We start from the raw sequence: 24,529 nt of genomic DNA, 5'->3' as shown, positions 1-24,529 counted from the left end.
TTATTTAAAAGCTTCTGGATGTAGTATTTTGGCTAATTGTTCTAGGCCATCTGCTAGTCTTGGACCTTGCCTATCTAACATATTATTATCTATTTCAAATAACTTACCTTTTTTTATTGCATCTAGATCTTTATAGCCATTAGCTTTCTTTAAGTCTTCTTTTACATTAAAGTATTTTGAACAAATCATTATTTCGGGATTTTTTTCTAGTAGTTTTTCAATACTATATTTCCAACCAACAGCATCTTTAGCTACGTTTTTTCCACCAGCCATAGTAATCATTTTATCAATAAAAGTATCCTTTCCAGCAGTGTAATCTCCTGATTTACCAAAGCCAATAACATAATAAACAGAAGGTGGTGTTTTGCCTGATACTTTAGTTTCTACATCAGATACTTTTTTCTTCATATTAACTACTATTTCTTTAGCTTTATTATTTGCATTTAAAACTTTTCCCATTTTTTCAATAGTATCATAGGCACCCTCAAAGTTTTCTTCACCATATAATACTAATACTTTTACACCTAAATCTTCTAATTTTTTAAGTACATCTTTTTTAAAATGAGTTGAAGCTATTACTAAATCTGGTTTCAAATCTACTATTTTTTCTATACTTGGATTTTGTAGACTTCCTATAGAAGATATATTTTTTACTTCCGCTGGATAGTTACAAAAATCAGTTCTTCCTATTAATTTGTTAGATTTATCTATAGCATAAATAGTTTCTGTTATGTTTGGTGCAATAGATATAATCTTTTCAGGTTCTTTATCTAGTGTAATTTGCCTGTTATAAGAATCTTTTATAGTTAAAGGATATTTGGTTTCTAATGAAGTTTCAGTTATATTTTTCTTTTCTTTAGTGTCTTCTACTTTATCTTTTGAACAAGCAGATAAGGAAAATATAAGTATAAAGGATAAAATTATTATTAAGAATTTTTTACTTTTAAACATTGAAGTTCCTCCTTTGTATTTTAATTAAATTTAAAATTTATAAAATAAAAACCATTACCTAATAAAGGAAATGGTTTAAAACAATTCTAAACCATTAGCCTATCCACGTAAGCCAAGTGATTAAAATTATAGGCAGGTCTCCTGGCTCAGATTCATTGTTCTTTAGCACCTTCCCCAAAATTGAGTGGTAACTTGCTAAGAACTCATCATTACAGTGGCGGGACCGCAGAAGCTTTTAACTTCTTTCCCTTTTAAACCTAATAAGGTACCTATAATAAATGTAATTTTTTCATTATTTAATTTTGCAACTTGAATTGAGTTTAACATTTATTAAATTGCATGTCAATATATGAAAAGGTCCTTTAATTTCAAGCTTTTAAGTGTATAAAAAATATAAATATATCATAGTTTAACTTTATCTATTTACATAAAACTTATCCATTGTTAAAATAAAATATAGTATTTTGAAAAAATCTTATAAGGAGATTGAACATGGAAGTTGTAGTAAATTATCCAGCAAGTTTTGGAGAAATAATTCAAGGTAAAATGTATGATAAGGATATTTTATGCTCATGTCCTATAAATATATTCACTAAAGTAAGAGTTTTTGAAAGTAAAAATCCTCAATATAAGTATAAATATTTAAAATCAGCTAAGTTTTTAAATAATGTATTAAAAGAATGGGGATATGAAGAATACATTGAGAATCTAGATATAGATATAAAATCAAATATACCTGCAGGAAAAGGTTTTGCAAGTAGTACTGCAGATTTATGTGGAGTATATTATGCTCTTTTGGGGCTTTTTAAACGACAATATGAAGAGGATGAAATTATAAGAAATTGTATAAATATTGAGCCTACTGATAGCATAATATTTAAAGAAATGACTATATTTGATTATAAAAATGGACATTATAAGCAAAATATAGGAGAATATTGTAATTTCAATATTTTAGTTTTTGAAGGTAAAAGAGTGGTAGATACGGTAGAATTTAATAAAAGAAATCTTCCACCTTTAAGTAACGTAGAAGATTTAGAAAAAAAACTAATATTAGCAGTAAAAGATAAAAATATAAGAAATATAGGCTATTGTGCTACAGAAAGTATTATAAGAAATCATAGAAGGTTAAGTTATCCTATATTACCAGTAATACTTAAGATAAAAGAAGAAATAGGAGGATATGGAGTGATAGGTGCTCATAGTGGGGATGCATTGGGTATAATATATGAACATAAATTAAATATTGATAAATTAAATAAATATATGAGTTTTATTAAAGACTATAAAACTTATAATGTAAAAACTGTAAATAGCATAGAAATTTAAATTTATAAGAAATTATTTAAATGAGCTAAATTTTTAAAGAAAAATTTGGTTTTCTATTTCCATAATAATCTTTTTGTTTTATACTTATAAGTATAAATATGGATGGGGGAGATATTTGGGAATGGATTTTGTTGAATTTAGAGAGAGTTGTGTCTTAAAAGTAAAAAACTGTTTAAAATTACTAGATTATGTGTATTGTTTTATAAACATAATTTATGTATATTTATGGATAAAAGTGACATGAACTATTATGAATAAAGAAATAAGAGTATAAAAGAGAATAAACAATATAGATTTAATAAGTGTTAAAAATCCATTTAAAATCAAGTTTGTTAAGCTTAAACTTTTAATATAGAATATTTAATAATAATTGAATATAAAAAAAATTATGAAGGAAAAAAGTAATTATGATAATTGATAAGAGAGACGACGGTTGGTGAAAGTCGTACAATGATTATAATGAAGGTTCATTCCAGAGTTGTAGGTTGAAAGTTTTCATAAATTAGTAGGCTGAACCGGGTTCCTGACGTTATTAAGGAGAGAGAGGATTTATTTATATCAAATTGGGTGGTACCGCGAATAATATTCGTCCCTTGTAAGGGACGTTTTTTTATTTTAACAAACCTATAAAAGTCAATTTCCTATTGTTTTATAAATAAATCAATTAGGGTGGTAACGCGAAGCATTCGTCCCTTTATAGGGGAATGCTTTTTTATTTTATGAAATAATGTATTCTATTAGGAAAGGTTGGATCGTAACTTTTAAAAAATATTTAGGAGGTAAATATGAGCAGGAATTCTAAAAATATAATCATAACAGGTTTTGCATTGTTTTCTATATTTTTTGGTGCGGGAAATTTAATATTTCCACCCACTTTAGGATTTATGTCTGGAGATAAATGGCTATGGACAACTTTAGGATTTTTAATTACTTGTATAGGGCTTCCTTTAATGGGTATAGTAGCAGTAGCTCTGGTAGGAGGAACAACAGAAGATTTAACAAATAAAGTTGGAAAATCTTTTGGTAAGATTCTTTGTTCTATAATAATGTTATCTATAGGACCATTATTCTGTATACCTAGAACAGGGGCAACCACATATGAATTAGGAGTTCAACCCTTATTTTCTAATGTAAATCCAATAGTTTTTTCTATAATATATTTTTTTATAACTTATATTTTTGCGGTAAATGAGTCATCTGTTGTGGATAAAATAGGTTCAATATTAACACCATTTTTATTGATTGCATTAGGAGTTATAATATTTAAAGGGATATTTGTGCCGTTAGGAACACCGTCAAATACTGGATTAGAAAATGCTTTTTCAAGGGGATTTACAGAAGGATATCAAACTATGGATGCTTTAGGATCTATAATTTTAGCTCAAATGGTTGTTGGAAATTTAATTTCAAAAGGATATAAAACTAAAAAAGAACAAATAAATTTGACTATAAAGGCAGGAATTGTTTCAGCAATATGTTTAGGATTTGTATATGGAGGACTTTCATATATAGGAGCTACTACCAATGCAATTTTTCCAAAAGATGTTACTAGAACATCTCTATTAATAAATATAACCCAAGGACTTTTAGGGGGATGGAGTAAAATTATATTTGGAGGAGCTATTTCAATAGCTTGTCTTACAACATCAGTAGGACTTACGGCTACTGCGGCAAATTACTTTAGTAAATTAAGTAATAATAAAGTAAGTTACAAGTCAATTGTAGTAATTATATGTATATTTAGTTGCATTATTTCAAATTATGGCGTAGAAACTATAATTAAGTTAGCCGTACCTGTACTTGTAACTGCATATCCTGTAGTAATAGTATTGATTATTATGAATTTATTTTCAAAATATATAATTAAGAAAGAAGTATATGTGGGAGCTGTCTATGGTGCTTTTGTAGTAAGTATATTTAATTCTTTAAACTCTTTAGGAATAGAAATACCTATTATAGGGAATGTTATAAACAATCTACCATTAACAAATGAAGGGTTTTCTTGGATATTACCAGCTATAATTGGTGGTATAATTGGAGCGGTATTTTTCAACAAAAATCATATAGAAGTAGGATATGAAAAGATTTCATGAAAATAAACTATAAAACCAAAGGGATATTTAATTATTTCTTTGGTCTTATTAGTAAAAAACAACTTTTACTTGACAATATTATGTATATATAATAAAATATAAAAGTCAAAGGAAATAAAGTATGGCCCCATGGTCAAGAGGTCAAGACGCCACCCTCTCAAGGTGGAATCAGGGGTTCAATTCCCCTTGGGGCTGCCATGAATTGAAATGAAAGAGTTTACAGAGATGTAGGCTCTTTTGGTGTTTTTCTACACTATTTTAATGTTTTAGATATTAAAAACTAAATTTATTAAAATATATAGAGTTTATAAAATAGGCTTAGGTTAATGCTTGAGTCTATTTTTATTTTTTTCTTCATATTATATATAAACTTTAGTTAATAGCAAGTAAAGTTTATTCGCATATTATGGTAGTAATAATGATAGGGGGAATGCTTTTTGAAAAGGACCTATGTATTAGATACCAATGTTATTCTGTATTCACCTGGTGCTATTTTTTCTTTTGGAGAAAATGATGTAGTTATACCAGAAGTGGTATTAGAGGAATTAGATGCATTTAAAAAGGATAAGAATGATTTAGGAGCAAATGCTAGATATGCCTCTAGATTATTAGACAAATTAAGAAAAGAAGGAAAATTAAATAAAGGAGTAGTGTTACCAGGTGGTGGAAAATTAAGAGTTGAAATGAATCACCAAGAAACTTTAATTCCTATGTCTTGGGATAAAGGAAAAGCTGATAACAGAATAATACAGGTATGCAAAGGTCTAAAAGAAGAAGGAGAAGATGTATGCCTAATAACCAAAGATATATTTGAAAGAATAAAAGCAGATACTGTAGATATAGATGTGGAAGATTTTTATGAAAAAGTAGTTCCTGAAAATGAAAGTCAGTACACGGGTAGAATAGACTTGTATGCATCTTCTGATAAAATAGATGAATTTTATCGTAATAAAATTATAGATGTTAAGGACCTATTATATTACTGTATTAAAAGAGATGAATATATAATTCCTAATCTATACAATAATCAGTTTATAATATTACATTCTTTAGATAATCCAAGAAAAACAGCATTAGGAAAATTTGATGGGAAAAAAGTAGTTAATCTATACTATAAAGATGTTTGCCCATTAGGATTGACTACAAGAAATGTAGGACAAAAATTTATGTTAGAAAGTTTATGTACTAATTCTCATGTTGCTCCATTAGTTATTATAAAGGGACCAGCAGGGACTGCTAAAACTTTATTCTCTTTAGCAGTAGGCTTAGGCAAGATACTTGAAAATAATAATAATGAATATAGAAGAATACTAGTTTGTAGGCCCAATGTGACTATGGATGAAGATATAGGTTTCTTGCCAGGAACAGAAGAAGAAAAGATATCACCTTTTATGAGACCAATTTTTGATAACTTAGAAATATTAGTGGATTCTGATGAAAAAGAAAGGTATAAAAATGAAAAGGAACTTATGGACAAAATTAGGGAATTATTTGATAGAAGAATAATAACTACAGAAGCTGTAGCTTATCTAAGAGGAAGATCTATAGTTAAGAATTGGGTTATAATCGATGAAGCACAAAATTTAACTCCTAAACAAGTAAAAGCTATTGTAACTCGTGTAGGAGTAGGAACAAAGCTAATACTCATAGGTGATCCAGATCAAATAGACCAACCATTTTTAGATTCCAGATCAAATGGATTATGTTATGCTTCGGAAAAGATGAAAGGTAGTGAACTTTGTTATCAGGTTACATTAAAATATGATGAATGTGAAAGATCACCTTTAGCATACGAGGCTTCTAAAAGATTATAATGTTTTTAAAACTAACAAGAAAAATAAACAGTTATGGATATTTTTATCTAACTGTTTATTTTTTGTTATGTATTAACCATATGTTTAAAGAATTTTAATAATTTACATATATACTTTCTAATATAAATAAAGTATAAATATAGTGATTGCTATTTAAAAATTATAATATTTATTGTAAAATAAAAATATGTATGTATATTTGAAAGGAAAGATTGAAATATGAATAAAAAGAAAAAAAATAAGAGGAAAAAGGCGTTTTCTTTAAAAATATTTGTATTATTTGTATTATTTGAATTTATATTTACAGGAATAACTGCTCCTCTCATATTATTTTATGGACCTTTTAAAAATGTAAGAAAAACTTTTGTTGGTGCAGCTATGAGTACATTAAGTCACCAATATTTTGCTACGGCTTTTTTATCTGATCAAAAAATAAAAGAAATATTAAAAGAAGATGTAGTAGAAGTAATTGATCAAAGTGAAGGATTAGATACATTAAAGTTCGAAAATAAGCATGATGATAATATTGAAAGATACGATGTAGAAGGTAAAAAATTTAAGGGATATATGCTTGTAATACATGATCCAACAAGAGTAAAAGTTGGATATAGTAGTAAATTGGGAAAATCAGGAGAACTTACAAGTCAAATTGCAAAATCAAATAATGCAGTTGCAGCTATTAACGGAGGAGGATTTACAGACAAAAATGCTGATGGTAACTGGACTGGAACAGGTGGCCAACCTGTAGGGATTTTGATGAGTGGTGGAAAAATGTATAATAGTATTAGTGATCCAGATAAGAAGGATGATGTAATGGCTCTAACATCTAGGGGAGTACTTTTAGTAGGAAAATATAGTTTAAATGAAATGAAAAGACTAGGAGTAAAGGAAGCTATTACTTTTGGACCAGCACTAGTAGTTAATGGAGAACCTACTATAAAATCTGGTGATGGTGGATGGGGAATAGCGCCAAGAACAGCTATAGGACAAAAAAGAGATGGATCTATACTCCTTTTTGTAGCAGATGGAAGACAGATTACAAATCCAGGAGCCACATTAAGAGATGTACAAGATGTTATGTTAGAATATGGAGCATATAATGCAACAAATTTAGATGGAGGGTCTTCTTCTACTATGTATTACGATGGAGAAATAATAAACAATCCTTGTGATCCATTAGGAGAAAGGGCAGTACCTTCTATTATATACGTTACACCTTAGAAGGAGAGAAAAAGATGAAAAACTTTAAGAGAATATTTGCTTGGGTAGTTCTATCACTGATTATACAGTTAATAGGATTTTATTATGTAGATAAATATTATTTGTCTACAGACACTGCAGTAAAAGTAAAAAAAATAGAGAAGAAAAATGATAAGAAACCAGAAGCAGAAGTTAAAATTCCAGAAAATGCTACTCGCGTTAATTTATCCTTTGATGGCAAATATGTGGCTTATTATGATGAAGATAAATTAAAGGTTGTAAATACAAAGGATGGAGATGTTAAGGATATCTCTTTTGAAGATGGAGTAAAGGTATCTTATTATAAATGGCTTTCAGATAGAAATAGAATGTTAATAGGAGAAAAACATAATAATGAAAATGGACATGGATTTAAATTATCCTATTATGATGTAGATAAGGATGCTAAAGAAGAAATAAAAGATTTAACTTGGGCAGATGAAAATTCAGAAGTTGAAGATATACAAGCATCCACTTTAACTAATGTAATATATGTAAAAGTAGCTAGAAGTGGTGGAAGAAGTAGTCTTTATTGGATAAACATAATGAAAGAAATGAAAAGAATATATCCTAATGCTTACTTAATAGGAGAAACAGCTATACTAAATCATGAAGATAAGCTTTTATATGAAGATGCAACCTATAATAAGATTTTTGCTACTAATAGGGAAGAGTCTATTCGTATAACTGATGTTACTAAACCAAGACTTTTAGGAGTAGATATTGATGATAATGTATATATTGGATCTATGGAAAATGATAAAATTACAAAGGTCTATTACGGAACATTAGACAAGCCTACTAGGGATTGGAATGTAATTCCTTTTATGGAGCCAGTAGATAAAGATGATGTTTATATATCTGAGGAAGGTAAAGTATTAGTAAATGATAATCTTAAGGGTATAGTTAAAGAAGTAGCTACTGGAAAAGAAACTTCATATTCAGGTAAATTTATTCAAGTTTATAGTAGTGGAGTTGCTTCAATAAAAGATGGAAAATTAGTAAAGACAAACTTTAAATAATAGAGAATAGAGGATAAAGAATAAATATGGATAAGTTTTCTCCATATCTATTCTTTATTATTTTTATCTTATTATCTGAAAAAAGTTACTATTCATTGAGAAAAAGGACTACCTTTGATATAATGATTTTACACTTAATTTAAGAGAGGATGATTTTTTTGGGAATAGATTTATTTGAGAAGATATTAATGATACCAGCAATACTTATAGCTTTTACATTTCATGAATATGCTCATGCTTGGGTTGCAGATAAATTAGGAGATAAAACTCCAAAGTTTCAAGGCAGACTTACATTTAATCCTATAGCACATATAGATCCCATAGGATTTATAATGATTTTATTAGCTGGCATTGGTTGGGCGAAACCTGTACAAGTAAATCCTAGAGCTTTCAAAAATTATTATAAAGATGATTTAAAAGTATCTATAGCAGGACCTCTAGGAAATATTTTAGCAGCAGTTGTGTTTTCAGGAATAATTGCTTTAACTTATAAATTAGTGCCAGGACCTATTTATAATGGAGGAATATTATATATTTTGATTAAAATATTTTATGTAACTGTATACTTGAATTGTATACTTGCTCTTTTTAATATTATGCCATTACCAGGTTTAGATGGATTTCATGTTTTAAGAGATTTGGCACCAGCAAAATTTTATAAGTTTTCAGATGTTATGTATAGATACCAAATGGTTATATTTATATTATTTATAATGATACCAGGAGTTTCTAATTTCTTAGTAGGGAAGCCAGCTAGTAGGCTTTATGGATTAATTTTAAACTTGTTTAACATATAGAAGAGAAATTATATGGATAAGTGGATAATATTAAATAAATTTATTATTTTGATATATTGTTCTATAAAGTACGTTAATGAACTTTATAGCAGAGATTTTCTAATAATACTAGGGTTTTTGTTATATATATCAATAAATATGATTTATTATATTATTAGTAAAAGAAGGTTTAAAGTTGTAATAGATATTTTAATGATAATAGGCTTAATTTTATTAGGAACACAAGGAAATAGTATTTTCTTATTATTTCTTCCTATAACTTTTATACAATTTGTATATAGTAATAATTTAAATAATATATATACTATAGCTTTGATATTTATATCTACTATATTAATAGACAAAAATATTATAGCAGAATATTTTCTTATTCTGCTATTTAGCTATCTAATATATGTATTGTCTTATAATAACCATTATAAAATAGAAAAATTGTTAAAAGAGAAGGATGATTTGAAATCAAAAAACTATCATTTGTATGATAGAATAAATAAAAATTTGGAATATGAAAATCAAGTAATTTACACTTCAAAATTAGAAGAGAGAAATAAAATTTCACAACAACTACATGATAAAGTAGGTCATACTATATCAGGAAGTCTCATGCAGTTAGAAGCAGTAAAATTATTAATGGATAAAGATAAGGAAAAAGCAAATATGTTTCTTGATAATACTATAGAAGTATTAAGACAAGGAATGGAAAGTATTAGGATAGTTTTGCATAGTATTAAACCTGCTTCGGAACAAATGGGTGTGAATAAAATAAAGCTTATGTTAAATAAAGTTTCCTCTAGAAGTAATGTTAAATGTAACCTAATATATAATGGAAATCTTCAAAGAATATCGTATTTGCAGTGGAAAATAATTGATGACAGTTTGAAAGAGTGCATTACTAATACTATAAAATATTCAAAAGCCACTAAAATAACAGTAAACATAGAAATTTTTAATAAGATTATTAGAGTAGAAATAAAAGATAATGGAATTGGAGCATTTAAGATAAAAAAAAGTATGGGAATAAAAGGCATAGAAGAGAGATGTGAACAGATAATGGGTAAAGTTATAATAGATGGCTCTAGCGGTTTTTCAGTAATACTTATTTTACCTATAGAGGCATAGCTAAGCTTAAATTAAGTCTATTAGTTTTAAATAAGAGGTGGATTCTATGGCTATTAAAATTGTAATTGCAGATGATGATTCCTTAATAAGAGAGAGTTTAAAAATAATATTAAATATGGATGAAGAAATAGAAATAGTAAATGTGGTTGAAAATGGATTAAAGGCATTAGAGGTGTGTTTAGAAAATGAAGTAGATGTAGCTGTTTTAGACGTAAGAATGCCTGTTTTAAATGGAGTAGAAGCTGCTAAAGAAATTTTATTAAAAACAAAAGCAAGCCCTTTAATACTTACCACTTTTGATGAAGATGAGTATATAATGGGAGCTATAAAGAATGGAGCAAAAGGATATATATTAAAAAGTAGTTCACCAGAGAAAATTAAAGATGCTATAAAAACAGTTTATTCTGGAAATATAATTTTGCAGGATGTAGTAATGGAGAAAGTAAAAGAAGAATTGATATGGGAGGAAACAACTAAGTGTCATAAAGATATCTTCTCTCAAAGGGAAATTGATATTATAGAAGCTATAGCAGAGGGACTTTCAAATAAAGAAATAAGTAGTAAACTATATATATCTGAAGGAACTGTTAAAAACTATATAACTTCTATATTAAACAAAACAGGATTACAGCATAGAACTCAAATAGCTATTAATTATTTAAAAGGGAATATATAAATATGACTTTTGTCATAACAAAGAGTGACTTCTTGTACTAAAAGGGAAGTCCTTTTTTTTATATAATAATTAATAAGATTTGATGTAATAAGGGTGGGAGAGTAGTATGAAAATAATTAAAATAGAAAACTTAGTTAAAAAATTTGGTGATTTTGCAGCGGTAGATAACATTGATTTAGATATAGAAGAAGGTGAAATATATGGTCTTTTAGGGCCTAATGGAGCAGGTAAAAGTACTATGATAAATATAATATGTGGGCTATTAACCATGAATAATGGAAAAGTATTTATTCTAGATAAAGATATAAAAAAAGAATGTGATTATGTAAAGAGTAATATAGGTATTGTGCCTCAGGATATAGCTATATATGAGGATTTAAATGCCTACGAAAATGTGAAGTTTTTTGCAAGTTTATATGGTTTGAAGGGAGAAAAATTAAAACAGAGCGCAAATGAAGCACTGGACTTTGTAGGACTAGGAGATAAGTATAAAAACTTTCCTAATGAATTTTCAGGAGGAATGAAAAGAAGGCTAAATATTGCTTGTGCTATAGCTCATAAACCAAAGCTTATAATAATGGATGAGCCAACTGTAGGCATTGATCCTCAATCAAGAAATCATGTTCTTCAGTCTGTAAAGAGATTAAATAGTTTAGGTTCTACTATAATTTATACTAGTCACTATATGGAAGAAGTAGAAGAGATTTGTACAAGAATAGGTATAATAGATCATGGTAAGCTTATAGGAGAGGGAACTAAAGAAGAATTAAAATCAATAGTATGGGATAAGCAGAGAGTGTTAATTACAGTGGATTCTATTGAAAAAATTAAGGAAGAAGATATAAAAAGAATAAAGGGAGTTGTATCTGTGCAGATAAACAATAAGTTAGTAGATATAAGTAGTAATAAGGATATAAATAATTTAGATGAAATAATACTATATTTTATGAAAAATAATATTTCTATAGATAATATTGAGTCTAAAAAGCCAAATTTAGAAACTGTATTTTTAACTCTTACTGGAAGAAAGTTGAGAGACTAGGGGTGGGAATATGAAATGGATTATTATAGCTGTTAAAGAAATAAAACAAAGTTTAAGGGATAGAAAATCCATGGTTATGATGGTGCTTTATCCAATACTTTTAATGCTAATACTTGGTTCAGCATTAGCTGGTGCTTTTAACTATTCTATAAGTTTTAAGGATACTAAAGTAGTATATAAAATAGAGACAAAGGAAAGTGGAAGTCATAATTTTAAAGAGTTTACAAAGACCTTAAATAATCTGGGAATAGAAACCATAGAGACCAAAGATGAAAAGCAGGCTATAGAAAAGGTAAAAGATAGTACCTATATGTGTTATATAAAGATAGGAGAAAAGGACAAAAAAATAAATTTTTATAAAAATGAAAGATACAGCTTTAAATCAGATTTAATTCAAACTATATTAAATATCTATATAGATAGATATAACACGATAACGGAAATTTATAAGGAAAATCCTAGAGTATCAAGAGATTTATTGGATGAAAAAGAAGTTAATTATGTAAATGAAGTAAATGTACAAAAAAATAGATCTCCTAGGTCTATAGATTATTATGCTGTTACTATGCTAACAATGATAATACTTTATTCAGCATTATCTGGTGCTTTTGCTATAGGAGGAGAATATATTAGAAATACTTTTAACAGAATAATGTGTGCACCAATTAAAAAGGCTGAAATATTAGGAGGAAAGATTTTAGGAAATATAATAGTTAATTTGATCCAGAGTATTATAGTTATTTTTATTAGTAAATATATATTAAAGGCTTACTTTGGAAATAATATGATGCCAATATATTTAGTAATATTATCCGAGGTAACAATGGCTATATCTATAGGAGTAGGGGTAGCCTTTATGACAAAAAAGGATACTTTGTCTAGTGCGTTGCTACATATAATAGTACCATGTATAACTTTCTTTGGAGGAGGATTTGTTCCAATAGGTGACTTAAAAAATAATACTATAAATCTTATTTCTAATTTATCGCCTTTAAAATGGACTAATGATGCTTTATTTACTTTTATTTATTCCAATAATATTCATAATATAAAAATTGCTATAATTATTAACATGACAATAGCTATAGTATTTCTAAGTATTTCATTATTGATTTACAAAAGGCAGGTGGTTTAATTGAGAAATACTTTTATTTTATTTTTAAATACTATAAAAATAATTTTTAGAAAAAAGAGAAATATAATAGTATACTTTTTACTTCCTATGATAAGTTTTATAATTACTATAAATGTATACAGCAATAAAGCTTCTCAAAATGAAGCTATGCTAATAGGGATAGATAATAAAGACGAAAAAATACTATCAAAGGATATGATAGAGTATTTAAGGTCTACTAAGAAATTTAAATTTATTAAGGTAGAAGATGGAGATATAAAAGATGTTGTAGCTAAAAGGGATGTGGATTGTGCAATTGTATTTCCAGAAGACTTTACTCAAAGTATCTATGATGGAAATTTTAAAGAAATATATATGTTTTCTATAAAAGGAGAAGAGGCAACTGCACTTATAAAAAAGTATTCAAATTATTATATGAAGAACCTTTTAGATATTAGCAAAGCTTCCGAAGGAGATTTGGATAAATTTAATAAGATATATAATAGATATAAATATGGAGAAGTAAAGCTTGTTGAAAAAAATATAGAGGATACTGCTTTAAACAAAGGAGTTACTTATTCTGGCATTGGTCTTTTAATAATGTTTATTATGTTTACTACAGGAAACATATCAAGAATTATGATAAAAGAAAGAAGAAATAGAACTTACTACAGAATATGCGCCTCTCCTGTAAACTCAAAAACTTATGTAAGTGGAAATGTGATGGCAAATTTCTTTATAGTGTGTATTCAGGTAATTGCTATAATTATTTTAGTAACTAAAGTTTTAGGTATATCCACTTATATCCCAAATACTCAATTGATTTTTATATTGTTAAGTTTTGGCGTAGCTGCCATAGGTATGAATATGGTTATAATGGCTTTTTCTGAATCTTTTGCTCAGGCTATTAATTTAAATACTATAGTTACTATTCCTACTTGTATGTTGGGAGGGTGCTTTTGGGATTTATCTTTAATGCCTAAACATATACAAAAAATATCTAATTTTGTTCCTCAAAAATGGACTATAGATGCCATATATAAATTGCAAAGTGGAACTTCATTCTCAGATATAAAAATGCATATAATAATAATATGGACATTTGCAATTACACTATTTTTAATATCAATTTACAAAATGAGCATAAGTGAGAAAGTTGAAAATTTTGTTTAATATATTACAAATTAAACAGACATGATATAATAAATTACGATGCAATTTTTTTAGAAAACGGAGGATAAATATGAGACTTAGAAAGAAATGGTGGGCAAGACCTGAAATGGAGGAAGCTCAACTTTGCATAACAAATCCAAGAGATTTCAAAGGAAGATGGAAAGAGGAATTCAAAAATAATAATCCTATACATTTGGAACTAGGGTGTGGAAGAGGAGGATTTATATCTAAAAAAGCTGATGCAAATAGAAATGTAAACTATGTAGCAATAGATTTAAAAGATGAAGTTTTAATATATGCATTAAGAAAAGTACAGGAGTTAGAACTAACAAATGTTAGAATTGCTCCTTTAAATATTACTTTTATTGCTGAACTATTTGAGAAGGACGAAGTAGAAAAAATATATATAAATTTCTGTAATCCATGGCCAAAGGATAGACATAATAAAAGGAGACTTACTCATACTAAATTTCTAACAGAGTATAAGAAGTTTTTAAAACCAGAAAGTGAAATTTGGTTCAAAACAGATGATATAGATCTATTTGAAGATTCCCAGGAATACTTTAAGCAATGTGGATTTTCTATAGAGTATTTAACTTATGATCTTCACAATTCAGGCTTTGATAAAAATATAGTTACTGAATATGAAGCAAAGTTTACATCAATGGGAATGAAAACTATGTTTTTGATAGCGAAGCTTTTGTAGCCCTGCAAAATAGTTCTGATGGTAAAAAAAGTCCTGACAAAAAACGGAATAAATATAGTAACAGAGTCCACATTTCTAGAGTAAATTAGGCAAGGAATGTGGATTTTTTATTGAAGTATATAAATTTTATTTATACTAAAGATATATTGTAAGAGTTTATATTTTTAGGAGGATATAATTTGAATAAGAAGATATATATAAAATTTTCTCATATCAATAGATAAATTTTTTAGTAAGCAAGATAACAAGAGGATATATTTTGGAGATAATAATTTAGAAAAAGCAATAAGAGATAAGATAAATAAGCCTAAAGGAGAAATTTATGAGGGTGATGTTAATAATATTCAAGAGTTAACCATTCATCATCAAAAAATCTCCAATTTAGAAGGAATACAATATTTAACTGGTCTAAAAAAATTAGATTTATGGTTTGATGAGATAACAAATATTAAACAGTTAAGTAGTTTAACTAATCTTGAGTATTTACGATTAGGATATAATAAGATAGTTGATATTAGTCCGTTGAGTAAATTAACTAAATTAACGGAATTAAACTTAGAAAGCAATAAAATTACTGATATAAGTATATTAAGTAATTTAACTAAGTTAAAATCTTTAAGTTTATATAGTAATAAAGTAAATGATTTGAGGCCTCTAAGTGAGTTGAAGAATTTAGAAAGCTTAGATTTATATATTAATGAAATTGAGAACATAGAGCCTTTAGGAAATCTAACTAATTTAATAGATTTATCATTAGGAATGAACAAGATCTCTAATATTGATTCTTTAAAAAACTTAACTAAGCTGACAATATTAGAGATAGCTGAAAATTCTGTTGGAGATATTAAAGCTTTAGGTTGCTTAATTAACTTAAAGTATTTAAATGTATATGAAAATCAAATAACAGATATTAATCCTTTGAAGTCTTTGAAAAATTTACAATACTTACAACTATCTAGCAATAAGATATCTAATATAAGAAAATTAAGTCCACTTACTAATTTAAAACATTTAAGTTTAGATTATAATAAAATAAATAATATTAAAGGATTAGGAAATCTTAAAGAGTTAGAAACACTAATTTTATCTCATAATGAAATTAGAGATATAAGCGAATTAGGTTTATTATCTAAGTTGATTAGTTTATCTATAGATAATAATAAAATTATTAATGTTGAAGGATTAGATAAGTTAGAGAATTTAAGAACTTTAGATATATCTCAAAATAAAATTACAAATATTAGTTTATTAAGAGAACTGAAAAATTTGCCACTAACATCTATACATTTTGAGGAAAACCCTTTACCGGAGTATGTATTTAAAGATAAACTAAATCAACAGTTAATTTTGTCTATATTATATCCATATATTGATGAGGCTGTTAAGAATTATTATGGAGAGTTTAGACAGTATATGGATGCAGGAATTTTAGATATTACAGAAACTAAAGAGGGATATAGATTAAAGGTTAGAATAGAAACATTTGTTGGACCACATAATCCTCCATATGGATTAGATACATTAACTATAACTAAAAATAATAATGAGATAAAAGTTGAAGAATTTAAACATGAGGATGTAGATTAAAGCTAAAATTTTTAATAACTAGGAGAAGTCTTCATTTTCACCGCCCGCAAAACATCAAAGAATATTGGATTGTAAATCCAATAATTAATACAATTCAGATTTATAGCCTTAATGATAGTGGGTTATATGATTTAATTGATGTTGCTAAAAATAATGGTTTTATTAGTTCAAAAGCTATGAGGGAATTTACTGTAGATGTAGAGGAAATGTTTAAATAAAGGTAATAATAAGAGTTATAGTTATTTTATAATAAAAATTTACTATGACTCTTATTATTTAACAGTTTCATTTAATTTCTCAAAAAAGTATTTTACACCTTTCCACCAATTTTTATCTTCTGCATATTTTCTGTTTATCCATTGGAAGGGATCTTCCTTTGGAGGCCGATCTTTACATAGATTTATTACAGTTCTTGCAGCTATTCTTGAAGAATCCTTTATATCTGTGTTATACTCTTTCCAACTATGGAATACATTAAAGGGATTATTTCCTATTTTTTTGGCGCTTTTTTGTGATTTTGGCACAAAAGATTGTTCTTGGCCAGTTATAGAAAATAAAATAAGTGGATTCAAATTAAATTCTTTTGAAGAATTTATTATAGTTGAAAAATAGGGGTCTTCTGCTAAAAGAGAATTTTGCTCTTTTAAAAAAGATTTTAACTTTACTAAGTTTATGTCTTTATAATCAAAGTATTCTGGTATACCGGAAGCAGCATTATACTCATCAAAGGATAACTCTTTAAGTTTTGTTTCTAGCTTTATATTTTTTTTATTAAAAGATAAGTTTTTTAATAGAACTATTTTTTTAAAATTAAAACCTACTACTAACAATATCAAAGATGAAATAATAGCAATTCTACAAAATTTATAATTTTTAATGATATTTCTACCTATAGAAATGTCATTATTACAATGAACTATTTCTTCAGATTCTTTTATACTATCAATATTGGCAACATCAGAAGATATATCTGTTAATGGTTCGTTGTCAATATCTACTATATTATTGCAAGTGGCAGATTCTTTATTGAAAGCTTCTATTTTATTATCATAAGATTCTATTCCTAAATAAGAGTGTAACTCTTGTGTGGTAATTTCTATATTTAGATTTGAATTTATCCAATTACTTAAATCTTGTATTTTTATTTTGTTTTTAAATTCTACAGAAGTTAATACTAATAAAATATCATATAAGGATATAATATTCTTGTTATTAAAAAAAGTATTTTTTAATATGGCTACTTTTAAATCTGATTTTAAATCATCTTCAAAGCATTTTAAAGAATTTGTAAGTACATTATGTATTGTATTAGACAATATGGATGCTTGTTCTTTTTTTGTAGAATTTTTAAATTTAATGTCTATATACTTCTTTAACTTTAACACATCATATTTAGTTATTATTTTTACATTACTTAATTCATATTTTAAATTAACTGTCATTGAAATCACCTAATAAAGAAATTATTGCATCCAGATGAATCTAACGGAAAGCCTTATTATTAAATAGTCGTTTTATTTTAAAATTACTTTAAATATTTATATTTTTTTATGATGAGGTCATACTATATGTATATCTATAAATTGAAATTTAGCCTATGTTAAATTTATGTTATATAGGAGGTGCTTTAGCATGTATATAGATCAGACTTTTGCTCACACTATAGTGGGAGTTCTTAGAGATGAATTGGGACAAATAGAAGCTTATAGATTAGAAAATGGAGATACGATTTCTAAGGAACAGGCAGTTATTATGGCGAAACAAGGTGCTATGAAAGGTATTAATGAAGAAGTTGCAGACATAGGAGAAGAATTTTTAAATAGTATGCTAGAGAAAGACACAAATAATAATTTATTAAATTTACCTGTTATGAATAAAAAAGATATTGAATAAAGTATACAAATAGCATTTCTGAGTGGCAGAAATGCTATTTGTATATATTTAAAGTTTTTAGGGAGGGTTAGGTGAACCTTATATAATAAAAAACTATTTTGCTTCATTAGCTGCTTTAAGTATAGCTTCAAAATTAGGTTGATTTGCAATTTCCTCTAGATATTCTACATATACTATTTTATTATTGCCATCTATAACGAAAGCAGCTCTAGTAAGTAAACCTAATTCTTGTACATAAGTTCCATAGTTTTTACCAACTAATCTATCTTTATAGTCAGAAAGAGTAGTTACATTATCAACTCCATGAGCTCCACACCATCTAGCTTGTGCAAAAGGTAAATCCATGGATATAGTATATATAGATACTTCTCCTATATCATTAGCTTTATCATTAAAGGTTCTTACTTCTAAATCGCATACAGGTGTATCTATGGATGGAACTGTAAGTATTATTCTAACACCTTTAGTATCTTTTAAACATACTTCTTTTAGGTTAATATCTATAGCTTTAAAATCTGGAGCTGTATCTCCTACCTTTAATTCGTTACCAACTAACGTTACTGGATTATTTTTAAATTTAACATTCATTATTTATGACCTCCTCAAAAATCTATATTAATTAATAATTACTATTTGATAATAATATAATAACACAGGTTTAATATAAAAGTCAAATAAATTTTTCATTTATATTCCAAAAACTTTAAAACTATGGTTATGTAATATATAATTAAATTTGATATTTTAGATTAAGAAGTAATATATTTTTTAAATATAGGAGTGTATAATATGGAAAAAGGTTTATTGTATGGAAAGGTTGCTTTGGTTACAGGTGCATCAAGAGGTATTGGAAGAGGCATAGCTTTAGAACTTGCTAAAGAAGGTTGTACCATAGCTATAAATTATAGAAAAGATAAGAAAGGTGGAGAAGAGACCTTAGAATTAATTAGAAAAATAGGGGGATATGCTGAATGTTTTCAAGGAGATGTAGGTTGCTATAATGATAGCAAAGAAATAATAGAAAATGTAATAAATAAATTTGGTAAAATAGATGTTTTAGTAAATAATGCGGGTATTTCTAAAATTGGATTGTTTATAGATACTAAAGAGGAAGATTGGGATAAAATTATAAATACCAATTTAAAAGGAGTATTTAATTGTTGTCATAATGTTGTACCTCATATGTTGTCAAGAGGAAAAGGAACTATAGTAAATATTTCATCTATGTGGGGAAATGTAGGGGCATCCTGTGAAGTTATATATTCAGCTTCAAAAGGAGGAATAAATTCTTTTACAAAAGCTTTAGCCAAAGAATTGGGACCTTCAAATATAAGGGTAAATGCTATTTCGCCTGGTGTAATAAATACAGAAATGAATAGTTGCTTATCCTTTGAAGAAAAGAAGGAGCTTCGAGAAGAAATTCCTTTATGTAAATTTGGAGAATGTGAAGATATAGGAAAAACTGTAGCATTTTTAGCTAGTGATAATTCAAAATATATAACAGGGCAAATTATTACTGTAGATGGGGGAATGATATAAATTTAGAGGGCTGTGGCATTAAGAAATTTACATACAATATACTGTTTTGCAAGTTTAAAGTTTAAAGTTAACACAATATATTGTAAGATTTATGTTTAGTGCTATAGCCCGTTATTATTTTATAAAAATGAAATAATAAAAATTAAAAGATATTTACATATTAATGAATTTTATAGTATAATTAAAATAAGAATTAAAATTTATAATATGCGAGTGGTGAAGTATGGAAACGGTTATAATTTTAGAAAATTTAGCTTATTCTAGATATAGGCTAAAAGAACTGCTTATAGAAAATGAAATAAAAGTAATTGAAGCTTCTAATTCTTTTGATTTTTTCAACAGATTATACGAAAATAAGGGCTCTATAGATTTGATAATTTTAGAAGTCAATTTATATGGAGAAGATGGATTTGGAGTTATAAAAAAAATTAAAGATAAAAATATAGACATCCCTGTTATGGTGCTCACCACAGAAAATAAGAGAAAATCTTTTATTAAATGTGTAAAAAATGGTGCAGTGGATTATATATTAAAACCTTATAATAGTGATATGTTAGTAAATAGAATAGTAAAATGTATTAGAAGCGGAGGAAAGTGGGGAGGAGCACAAGAAGAAACTATATTTGTTCACTTTAGGGATTATTTAGACGAAGAGATGAAAAAAGCGAAAAAAGGAAAATATGAAATATCTATATTAATAGCAGCTTTAGTAAAAACTAAAAAAGAAGATGAAAAGGTAGAAGTAAGTGAAGAGTATCTAATACTAAATGATTTAATTTATAGAGAGGTTGAAAAATTATTTCCTAAACCTCAGTTATTTGCTAAATTAGGTTTTACTACTTTTATAGGAGTTATGCCTAAATCTAGTAAAGAAGAAGCAGAATTAGTAAAAGAAAATATATTAAAAATATATGACGAACTGAAAATGATAGATGAGAGATTGAAGAAATATAGTATAGAACAAGTAATAGTTAGTTATCCTGAAGATGGTGAGCAAAGAGAGATGTTATTAAATAGAGGAGAAGAATTACTAAAAGAAAAGTTAGATGAAATAGAGTAAAATCTATTTAAAACCTATGCCAATTTATTATGATATTAAAAAATTATAAATGGACTAAGTTGAAATTGATTTTTTAAATCATTTAGCTTAGTCCATTTAACTATTTAATTTAAAGATCTTTATTTTTGTATATGGATATAGAAATATATAAAGAAATACTAAAAATAGTTAAAGTAAATATAAATATTATAAATAGTGTTTTATTTAGATTTATTAAAATATATTGAATAAATTTATTAAAACTACTATTATTATTCATAAGTTTTTTTAAAAAGCTAGGTGCAATAAAGGATAAAAAATAAAAAGCAAAAGAAAAATTTTTCATAGAGTTATACCCGTATTTAAAATATAGTGGATAATATAATGAAAATGCTATAAGAATAAATGAAAAACAATACAAAAGCTATAATAATTAAGGTAACTTTCTTTTGAAGTAGGAAGTCTTTTAAAACTAAGTTAAACATACAATCACTCTTTCCTCACATTTTTAATTTAGCTCTTTGCTTTCGTATATTCTTATTGAAAGATACATAGACAAAAGATAGATTAAAAATACGGTAGCTAAGAATATAAGGTTATTATTAGAAAGAGCTTTTAAAAATCTACCAGTTAAACCTATAGAACTTTCTCTTGAAATGGAACCTAGTGAGTTTGTGAATGTAAAGAATAAAAAGTAAGTAATAAATGTTATGAGTCTGCTTTTTCCAAAACTAAATTTTGAATATATAGGAAACATAATAGAACCTAAAATTAATGATATAGTAAAAATATTAATTACATCATTTAATGTGAAAAATTGAGCATTTAAAGGTAGATTAAGAAGTTTTACTAAAAGAATAAATAGGGTTACTGTACATAAAGATATTATATTATAAACTACTATAGAAATATATTTTGATATTATGATTTCGGTTCTAGTAATAGGAAGACTACTTATCATTAAATGGCTTTTATTTTTTTCATCATAGGAATAGGAACCAGTAATAAAGAAGAAGATGTAAGTTAAAGTCACCACATATAAAATCGCTCCACCAGACATACTCTTAAATGCAAATGTGCATATAATAAGATAAAGTAACATAAACAGCAAATTTCTTTTTTGAACTATCATATCTTTAAAAATAAGATTTAACATAACTTAACACCCCTTTTATTTATTTACAGTATAGACCATAATGTCTTCTAAAGAAGCTTTATCTATAACCACGTCTTTTTGAAAAATTCTTTTTATTTTATCTACATTATCTGTTAAAGCTTCAAAACCAAATGAATTTTTTCTAACTTTTATAAATTCTTTTTCTGTATAACTATCTAAAAGTTCTTTAGAACCTTTAATTATGGCATATTTGTCTAAAATTTTATCTTTGCTTTCTGAAAAAACTATTTCACCATTATTGATGAATGTAATATAATCAGCTATCTTCTCTAAGTCTGTAGTTATATGTGTAGAAAAAAACACGCTTTTATTTTCATCTTGAATTAGTTCGTATAATATATCTAATATTTCACATCTAAATACGGGATCTAGTCCTGAAGTGGGTTCATCCATAATTATTAAATCAGCATTATGAGATAATGCAATAGCTAATGAAAACTTCATCTTCATTCCTTTAGATAGAGCTTTTACTTTTTTTCCTGGATTTAAATTAAATTGTTTTAAATATTTGTTAAAAGCTGCTTCATCCCAGTATTTATAAAAGGGAGCTACTATTTTTTTTATATCGCTTATAGTTAAATCCTCATAATAATAGTTTTCATCATATACAAAACCTATCTTTTCCTTAATCTCTTTTTCATGTTTTACATTATCCTTACCGAAGATATTTATTTCACCAGATTGCTTTTTTATAAGATTCATTATAAGTTTTATAGTTGTGCTTTTTCCTGCACCATTAGGTCCTATAAATCCCATGATATAGCCTCTTTCTAAATTAAAGTTAATGTCTTTTAATGTAAAATCATCATATTCTTTTCTTAAATTTTTTATTTCTAATATATTGTTCATGATACATTCCCCCTAAATTTCTTCATATAATATTTTAAGCATTTCTATAAGTTCATCTAAACTAAGATTTATTAATTTGCTTTCATCTACAACTTGTGATAACTTCTCTTCAATAAGTCTCATTCTTTTTTCTTTTAGTAATTCTTTATTTTGACTTGCTACAAAGGAACCCTTTCCGGGGACAGTTTCTATAAAACTTTCTTTTTCTAATTCCTCATAAGCTCTTTTAGTTGTAATAACACTTATTCTTAGCTCTTGAGCTAGGTTTCGTATAGAAGGTAAGGAATCACCTTCTGTAAGATCCCCTGTAAGTATTAAGCTTTTTATTTGTTTTACTATCTGTTCATAAATTGGTTCCCCAGAAGAGTTAGATATAATTATATTCATTTTAATTCTCCTCTACTTTGCGTATATATCGTACATACTGTACATATTGTATATATACAGTATATATATGATTTTATATATTGTCAATATCTGCGCTCTATAATTTTTAATCTGTACTCTAAAAAAGTGTGTCATACTTTTTTTAAGTAGTTTATAAAATTAAGAAATTATTAAGAATATAAGTAACTATTTTATAATGTGTTTATGTTAATATGTAGGGACAGATTTGGTACAATGTTAATAGGGAGGATGATATCTATGGAGAAGGAAACTATTATAATTGTAGATGATGAAAAAGAAATTAGAGATTTAATAGGTATATATTTAGGAAATGAGGGATTTAAAGTTTTAAAAGCAGAAAATGGGGAAGAAGCACTACAAATATTAGAACAACAAAAAGTTGATTTAATAATATTAGATATAATGATGCCTAAAATGGATGGAATAGAAGCTTGCATGAAAATAAGAGAAGAGAAAAATATGCCTATAATAATGTTGTCAGCTAAAACTGAGGATATGGATAAAATTTGGGGACTTACGGCAGGAGCAGATGATTATGTGACAAAACCATTTAATCCATTAGAACTGATAGCTAGAGTGAAATCTCAGCTTAGAAGATATAAAAAATTTAATGTCCCTGTGGAATTAAAAGATGAAAATATTATAGAAATAGATGAATTAATTATTAATACTGCAACTCATGAGGTAAGTATAGGAGATAAGGAAGTAAAATTAACTCCAAGAGAGTTTGATATATTAGAATTATTGGCTAGAAATAAAGGAATTGTATTTAGTATAGAAAAGATTTATGAAAGAGTATGGAAAGAAGAATTTTTTAAATCTGACAATACAGTAATGGTTCATATAAGAAAACTTCGTGAAAAGGTAGAGGATAATCCAAGAAAGCCTAAGTACATTAAGACTGTATGGGGAGTAGGATATAAAGTAGATAATTTATAGAATATAAAATAGAATACGAGGTG

24 protein-coding genes, 1 tRNA gene, 1 riboswitch and 1 other annotated feature are annotated in these 24,529 nt (G+C 26.6%); of the genes, 18 read left to right on the top strand and 7 right to left on the bottom strand.

Features of this window, described 5'->3' with window-relative positions; genetic code table 11:
* Nucleotides 1-951 carry an ABC transporter substrate-binding protein gene (locus J2Z24_RS13265; RefSeq protein ID WP_035148258.1) on the bottom strand — a complete coding sequence of 317 codons (951 nt, stop codon included), beginning with the start codon at nt 949-951 and terminating at the stop codon, nt 1-3.
* Between the two features lie 114 nt (nt 952-1,065).
* A riboswitch (cobalamin riboswitch) is annotated at nt 1,066-1,239 on the bottom strand.
* 204 nt (nt 1,240-1,443) lie between these two features.
* Here J2Z24_RS13265 and J2Z24_RS13260 point away from each other — a divergent pair.
* The 14 genes from J2Z24_RS13260 (at nt 1,444) to J2Z24_RS21790 (ending at nt 16,662) form a co-directional block, all read left to right on the top strand.
* Nucleotides 1,444-2,280 (top strand): GHMP family kinase ATP-binding protein, encoded by an 837-nt coding sequence (locus J2Z24_RS13260; RefSeq protein WP_035148257.1) that lies wholly within the window; start codon nt 1,444-1,446, stop codon nt 2,278-2,280.
* Between the two features lie 379 nt (nt 2,281-2,659).
* Nucleotides 2,660-2,877: a binding site (T-box leader), on the top strand.
* Nucleotides 2,878-3,065: 188 nt separating this feature from the next.
* The gene (gene brnQ, locus J2Z24_RS13255) at nt 3,066-4,373 is read left to right on the top strand and encodes a branched-chain amino acid transport system II carrier protein (protein ID WP_035148255.1); all 1,308 of its coding nucleotides are present in this window, start codon (nt 3,066-3,068) and stop codon (nt 4,371-4,373) included.
* 123 nt (nt 4,374-4,496) lie between these two features.
* A tRNA-Glu gene (locus J2Z24_RS13250) sits at nt 4,497-4,571 on the top strand.
* Nucleotides 4,572-4,810: 239 nt separating this feature from the next.
* On the top strand, nt 4,811-6,187 hold the full coding sequence (locus J2Z24_RS13245) for a PhoH family protein (RefSeq protein WP_035148253.1): 1,377 nt from the start codon (nt 4,811-4,813) through the stop codon (nt 6,185-6,187).
* A gap of 219 nt (nt 6,188-6,406) precedes the next feature.
* Nucleotides 6,407-7,408, top strand: coding sequence for a phosphodiester glycosidase family protein (locus J2Z24_RS13240; protein WP_035148252.1), 1,002 nt, complete (start codon nt 6,407-6,409; stop codon nt 7,406-7,408).
* Nucleotides 7,409-7,422: 14 nt separating this feature from the next.
* On the top strand, nt 7,423-8,448 hold the full coding sequence (locus J2Z24_RS13235) for a hypothetical protein (RefSeq protein WP_035148251.1): 1,026 nt from the start codon (nt 7,423-7,425) through the stop codon (nt 8,446-8,448).
* Between the two features lie 149 nt (nt 8,449-8,597).
* Nucleotides 8,598-9,245, top strand: a complete 648-nt coding sequence (locus J2Z24_RS13230; protein ID WP_035148249.1) for a site-2 protease family protein — start codon at nt 8,598-8,600, stop codon at nt 9,243-9,245.
* Nucleotides 9,246-9,257: 12 nt separating this feature from the next.
* Nucleotides 9,258-10,364: a sensor histidine kinase gene (locus J2Z24_RS13225; RefSeq protein ID WP_035148247.1), complete on the top strand. Its 1,107-nt coding sequence runs from the start codon at nt 9,258-9,260 to the stop codon at nt 10,362-10,364.
* A gap of 46 nt (nt 10,365-10,410) precedes the next feature.
* On the top strand, nt 10,411-11,040 hold the full coding sequence (locus tag J2Z24_RS13220) for a response regulator transcription factor (RefSeq protein WP_035148244.1): 630 nt from the start codon (nt 10,411-10,413) through the stop codon (nt 11,038-11,040).
* Between the two features lie 106 nt (nt 11,041-11,146).
* Entirely contained in the window at nt 11,147-12,082 is a 936-nt protein-coding gene (locus tag J2Z24_RS13215; RefSeq protein ID WP_035148243.1) for an ABC transporter ATP-binding protein, read from the top strand.
* Between the two features lie 10 nt (nt 12,083-12,092).
* Nucleotides 12,093-13,217, top strand: coding sequence for a SagH family ABC transporter permease subunit (gene sagH, locus J2Z24_RS13210; RefSeq protein ID WP_035148242.1), 1,125 nt, complete (start codon nt 12,093-12,095; stop codon nt 13,215-13,217).
* Entirely contained in the window at nt 13,218-14,369 is a 1,152-nt protein-coding gene (locus J2Z24_RS13205) for an ABC transporter permease (RefSeq protein ID WP_035148240.1), read from the top strand.
* Between the two features lie 70 nt (nt 14,370-14,439).
* Nucleotides 14,440-15,075 carry a tRNA (guanosine(46)-N7)-methyltransferase TrmB gene (trmB, locus tag J2Z24_RS13200; protein ID WP_035148239.1) on the top strand — a complete coding sequence of 212 codons (636 nt, stop codon included), beginning with the start codon at nt 14,440-14,442 and terminating at the stop codon, nt 15,073-15,075.
* Between the two features lie 210 nt (nt 15,076-15,285).
* Nucleotides 15,286-16,662: a leucine-rich repeat domain-containing protein gene (locus J2Z24_RS21790; protein WP_307861367.1), complete on the top strand. Its 1,377-nt coding sequence runs from the start codon at nt 15,286-15,288 to the stop codon at nt 16,660-16,662.
* A gap of 272 nt (nt 16,663-16,934) precedes the next feature.
* Here the strand turns inward: J2Z24_RS21790 and J2Z24_RS13185 are convergent, their stop codons facing one another.
* Complete coding sequence (locus J2Z24_RS13185; protein ID WP_035148237.1) at nt 16,935-18,104, bottom strand: hypothetical protein; 1,170 nt, start codon at nt 18,102-18,104, stop codon at nt 16,935-16,937.
* A gap of 190 nt (nt 18,105-18,294) precedes the next feature.
* Here J2Z24_RS13185 and J2Z24_RS13180 point away from each other — a divergent pair, with 190 nt between their 5' ends.
* Entirely contained in the window at nt 18,295-18,555 is a 261-nt protein-coding gene (locus J2Z24_RS13180) for a DUF3892 domain-containing protein (RefSeq protein ID WP_035148236.1), read from the top strand.
* A 93-nt stretch (nt 18,556-18,648) separates the two neighbouring features.
* On the opposite strand, the gene tpx is transcribed toward J2Z24_RS13180, so the two are convergent.
* Entirely contained in the window at nt 18,649-19,143 is a 495-nt protein-coding gene (gene tpx, locus J2Z24_RS13175; protein ID WP_035148235.1) for a thiol peroxidase, read from the bottom strand.
* Nucleotides 19,144-19,344: 201 nt separating this feature from the next.
* Between tpx and ymfI the strand changes: the two genes are divergently transcribed.
* Together ymfI and J2Z24_RS13165 are read left to right on the top strand one after the other, a co-directional pair.
* The gene (ymfI, locus tag J2Z24_RS13170; RefSeq protein ID WP_035148234.1) at nt 19,345-20,094 is read left to right on the top strand and encodes an elongation factor P 5-aminopentanone reductase; all 750 of its coding nucleotides are present in this window, start codon (nt 19,345-19,347) and stop codon (nt 20,092-20,094) included.
* Nucleotides 20,095-20,317: 223 nt separating this feature from the next.
* Nucleotides 20,318-21,154 carry a response regulator gene (locus J2Z24_RS13165; RefSeq protein WP_111947696.1) on the top strand — a complete coding sequence of 279 codons (837 nt, stop codon included), beginning with the start codon at nt 20,318-20,320 and terminating at the stop codon, nt 21,152-21,154.
* 109 nt (nt 21,155-21,263) lie between these two features.
* Here the strand turns inward: J2Z24_RS13165 and J2Z24_RS21955 are convergent, their stop codons facing one another.
* The 4 genes from J2Z24_RS21955 to J2Z24_RS13145 all read right to left on the bottom strand — a co-directional run bounded on the left by J2Z24_RS21955 (nt 21,264) and on the right by J2Z24_RS13145 (nt 23,546).
* Entirely contained in the window at nt 21,264-21,554 is a 291-nt protein-coding gene (locus J2Z24_RS21955; RefSeq protein ID WP_085059064.1) for an ABC-2 transporter permease, read from the bottom strand.
* A gap of 87 nt (nt 21,555-21,641) precedes the next feature.
* On the bottom strand, nt 21,642-22,289 hold the full coding sequence (locus tag J2Z24_RS13155; protein ID WP_035148231.1) for an ABC-2 transporter permease: 648 nt from the start codon (nt 22,287-22,289) through the stop codon (nt 21,642-21,644).
* Nucleotides 22,290-22,304: 15 nt separating this feature from the next.
* Nucleotides 22,305-23,159 (bottom strand): ABC transporter ATP-binding protein, encoded by an 855-nt coding sequence (locus tag J2Z24_RS13150; RefSeq protein WP_035148229.1) that lies wholly within the window; start codon nt 23,157-23,159, stop codon nt 22,305-22,307.
* Nucleotides 23,160-23,171: 12 nt separating this feature from the next.
* Nucleotides 23,172-23,546: a GntR family transcriptional regulator gene (locus J2Z24_RS13145; RefSeq protein WP_035148228.1), complete on the bottom strand. Its 375-nt coding sequence runs from the start codon at nt 23,544-23,546 to the stop codon at nt 23,172-23,174.
* Nucleotides 23,547-23,804: 258 nt separating this feature from the next.
* Between J2Z24_RS13145 and J2Z24_RS13140 the strand changes: the two genes are divergently transcribed.
* Nucleotides 23,805-24,506, top strand: coding sequence for a response regulator transcription factor (locus J2Z24_RS13140; protein WP_035148227.1), 702 nt, complete (start codon nt 23,805-23,807; stop codon nt 24,504-24,506).
* Nucleotides 24,507-24,529: the final 23 nt, after the last annotated feature.

The organism is Clostridium tetanomorphum (genome assembly GCF_017873215.1).
In the GTDB taxonomy this organism is placed as follows: Bacteria; Bacillota; Clostridia; order Clostridiales; family Clostridiaceae; genus Clostridium_AO; species Clostridium_AO tetanomorphum.
This window is presented reverse-complemented; position numbering and strand designations above follow the sequence as displayed.

What these genes read in the sequence shown, in the direction of transcription:
- J2Z24_RS13155 (WP_035148231.1), bottom strand. Translation starts at nt 22,289, where the DNA reads ATGTTAAATCTTATTTTTAAAGATATGATAGTTCAAAAAAGAAATTTG.
- J2Z24_RS13180 (WP_035148236.1), top strand. Translation starts at nt 18,295, where the DNA reads ATGTATATAGATCAGACTTTTGCTCACACTATAGTGGGAGTTCTTAGA.
- ymfI (WP_035148234.1), top strand. Translation starts at nt 19,345, where the DNA reads ATGGAAAAAGGTTTATTGTATGGAAAGGTTGCTTTGGTTACAGGTGCA.
- J2Z24_RS13235 (WP_035148251.1), top strand. Translation starts at nt 7,423, where the DNA reads ATGAAAAACTTTAAGAGAATATTTGCTTGGGTAGTTCTATCACTGATT.
- J2Z24_RS13265 (WP_035148258.1), bottom strand. Translation starts at nt 951, where the DNA reads ATGTTTAAAAGTAAAAAATTCTTAATAATAATTTTATCCTTTATACTT.
- brnQ (WP_035148255.1), top strand. Translation starts at nt 3,066, where the DNA reads ATGAGCAGGAATTCTAAAAATATAATCATAACAGGTTTTGCATTGTTT.
- J2Z24_RS13225 (WP_035148247.1), top strand. Translation starts at nt 9,258, where the DNA reads ATGGATAAGTGGATAATATTAAATAAATTTATTATTTTGATATATTGT.
- J2Z24_RS13215 (WP_035148243.1), top strand. Translation starts at nt 11,147, where the DNA reads ATGAAAATAATTAAAATAGAAAACTTAGTTAAAAAATTTGGTGATTTT.
- J2Z24_RS13150 (WP_035148229.1), bottom strand. Translation starts at nt 23,159, where the DNA reads ATGAACAATATATTAGAAATAAAAAATTTAAGAAAAGAATATGATGAT.
- J2Z24_RS13260 (WP_035148257.1), top strand. Translation starts at nt 1,444, where the DNA reads ATGGAAGTTGTAGTAAATTATCCAGCAAGTTTTGGAGAAATAATTCAA.
- J2Z24_RS13220 (WP_035148244.1), top strand. Translation starts at nt 10,411, where the DNA reads ATGGCTATTAAAATTGTAATTGCAGATGATGATTCCTTAATAAGAGAG.
- J2Z24_RS13240 (WP_035148252.1), top strand. Translation starts at nt 6,407, where the DNA reads ATGAATAAAAAGAAAAAAAATAAGAGGAAAAAGGCGTTTTCTTTAAAA.
- J2Z24_RS13230 (WP_035148249.1), top strand. Translation starts at nt 8,598, where the DNA reads ATGATTTTTTTGGGAATAGATTTATTTGAGAAGATATTAATGATACCA.
- J2Z24_RS13165 (WP_111947696.1), top strand. Translation starts at nt 20,318, where the DNA reads ATGGAAACGGTTATAATTTTAGAAAATTTAGCTTATTCTAGATATAGG.
- J2Z24_RS13145 (WP_035148228.1), bottom strand. Translation starts at nt 23,546, where the DNA reads ATGAATATAATTATATCTAACTCTTCTGGGGAACCAATTTATGAACAG.
- J2Z24_RS13185 (WP_035148237.1), bottom strand. Translation starts at nt 18,104, where the DNA reads ATGACAGTTAATTTAAAATATGAATTAAGTAATGTAAAAATAATAACT.
- tpx (WP_035148235.1), bottom strand. Translation starts at nt 19,143, where the DNA reads ATGAATGTTAAATTTAAAAATAATCCAGTAACGTTAGTTGGTAACGAA.
- J2Z24_RS13140 (WP_035148227.1), top strand. Translation starts at nt 23,805, where the DNA reads ATGGAGAAGGAAACTATTATAATTGTAGATGATGAAAAAGAAATTAGA.
- trmB (WP_035148239.1), top strand. Translation starts at nt 14,440, where the DNA reads ATGAGACTTAGAAAGAAATGGTGGGCAAGACCTGAAATGGAGGAAGCT.
- sagH (WP_035148242.1), top strand. Translation starts at nt 12,093, where the DNA reads ATGAAATGGATTATTATAGCTGTTAAAGAAATAAAACAAAGTTTAAGG.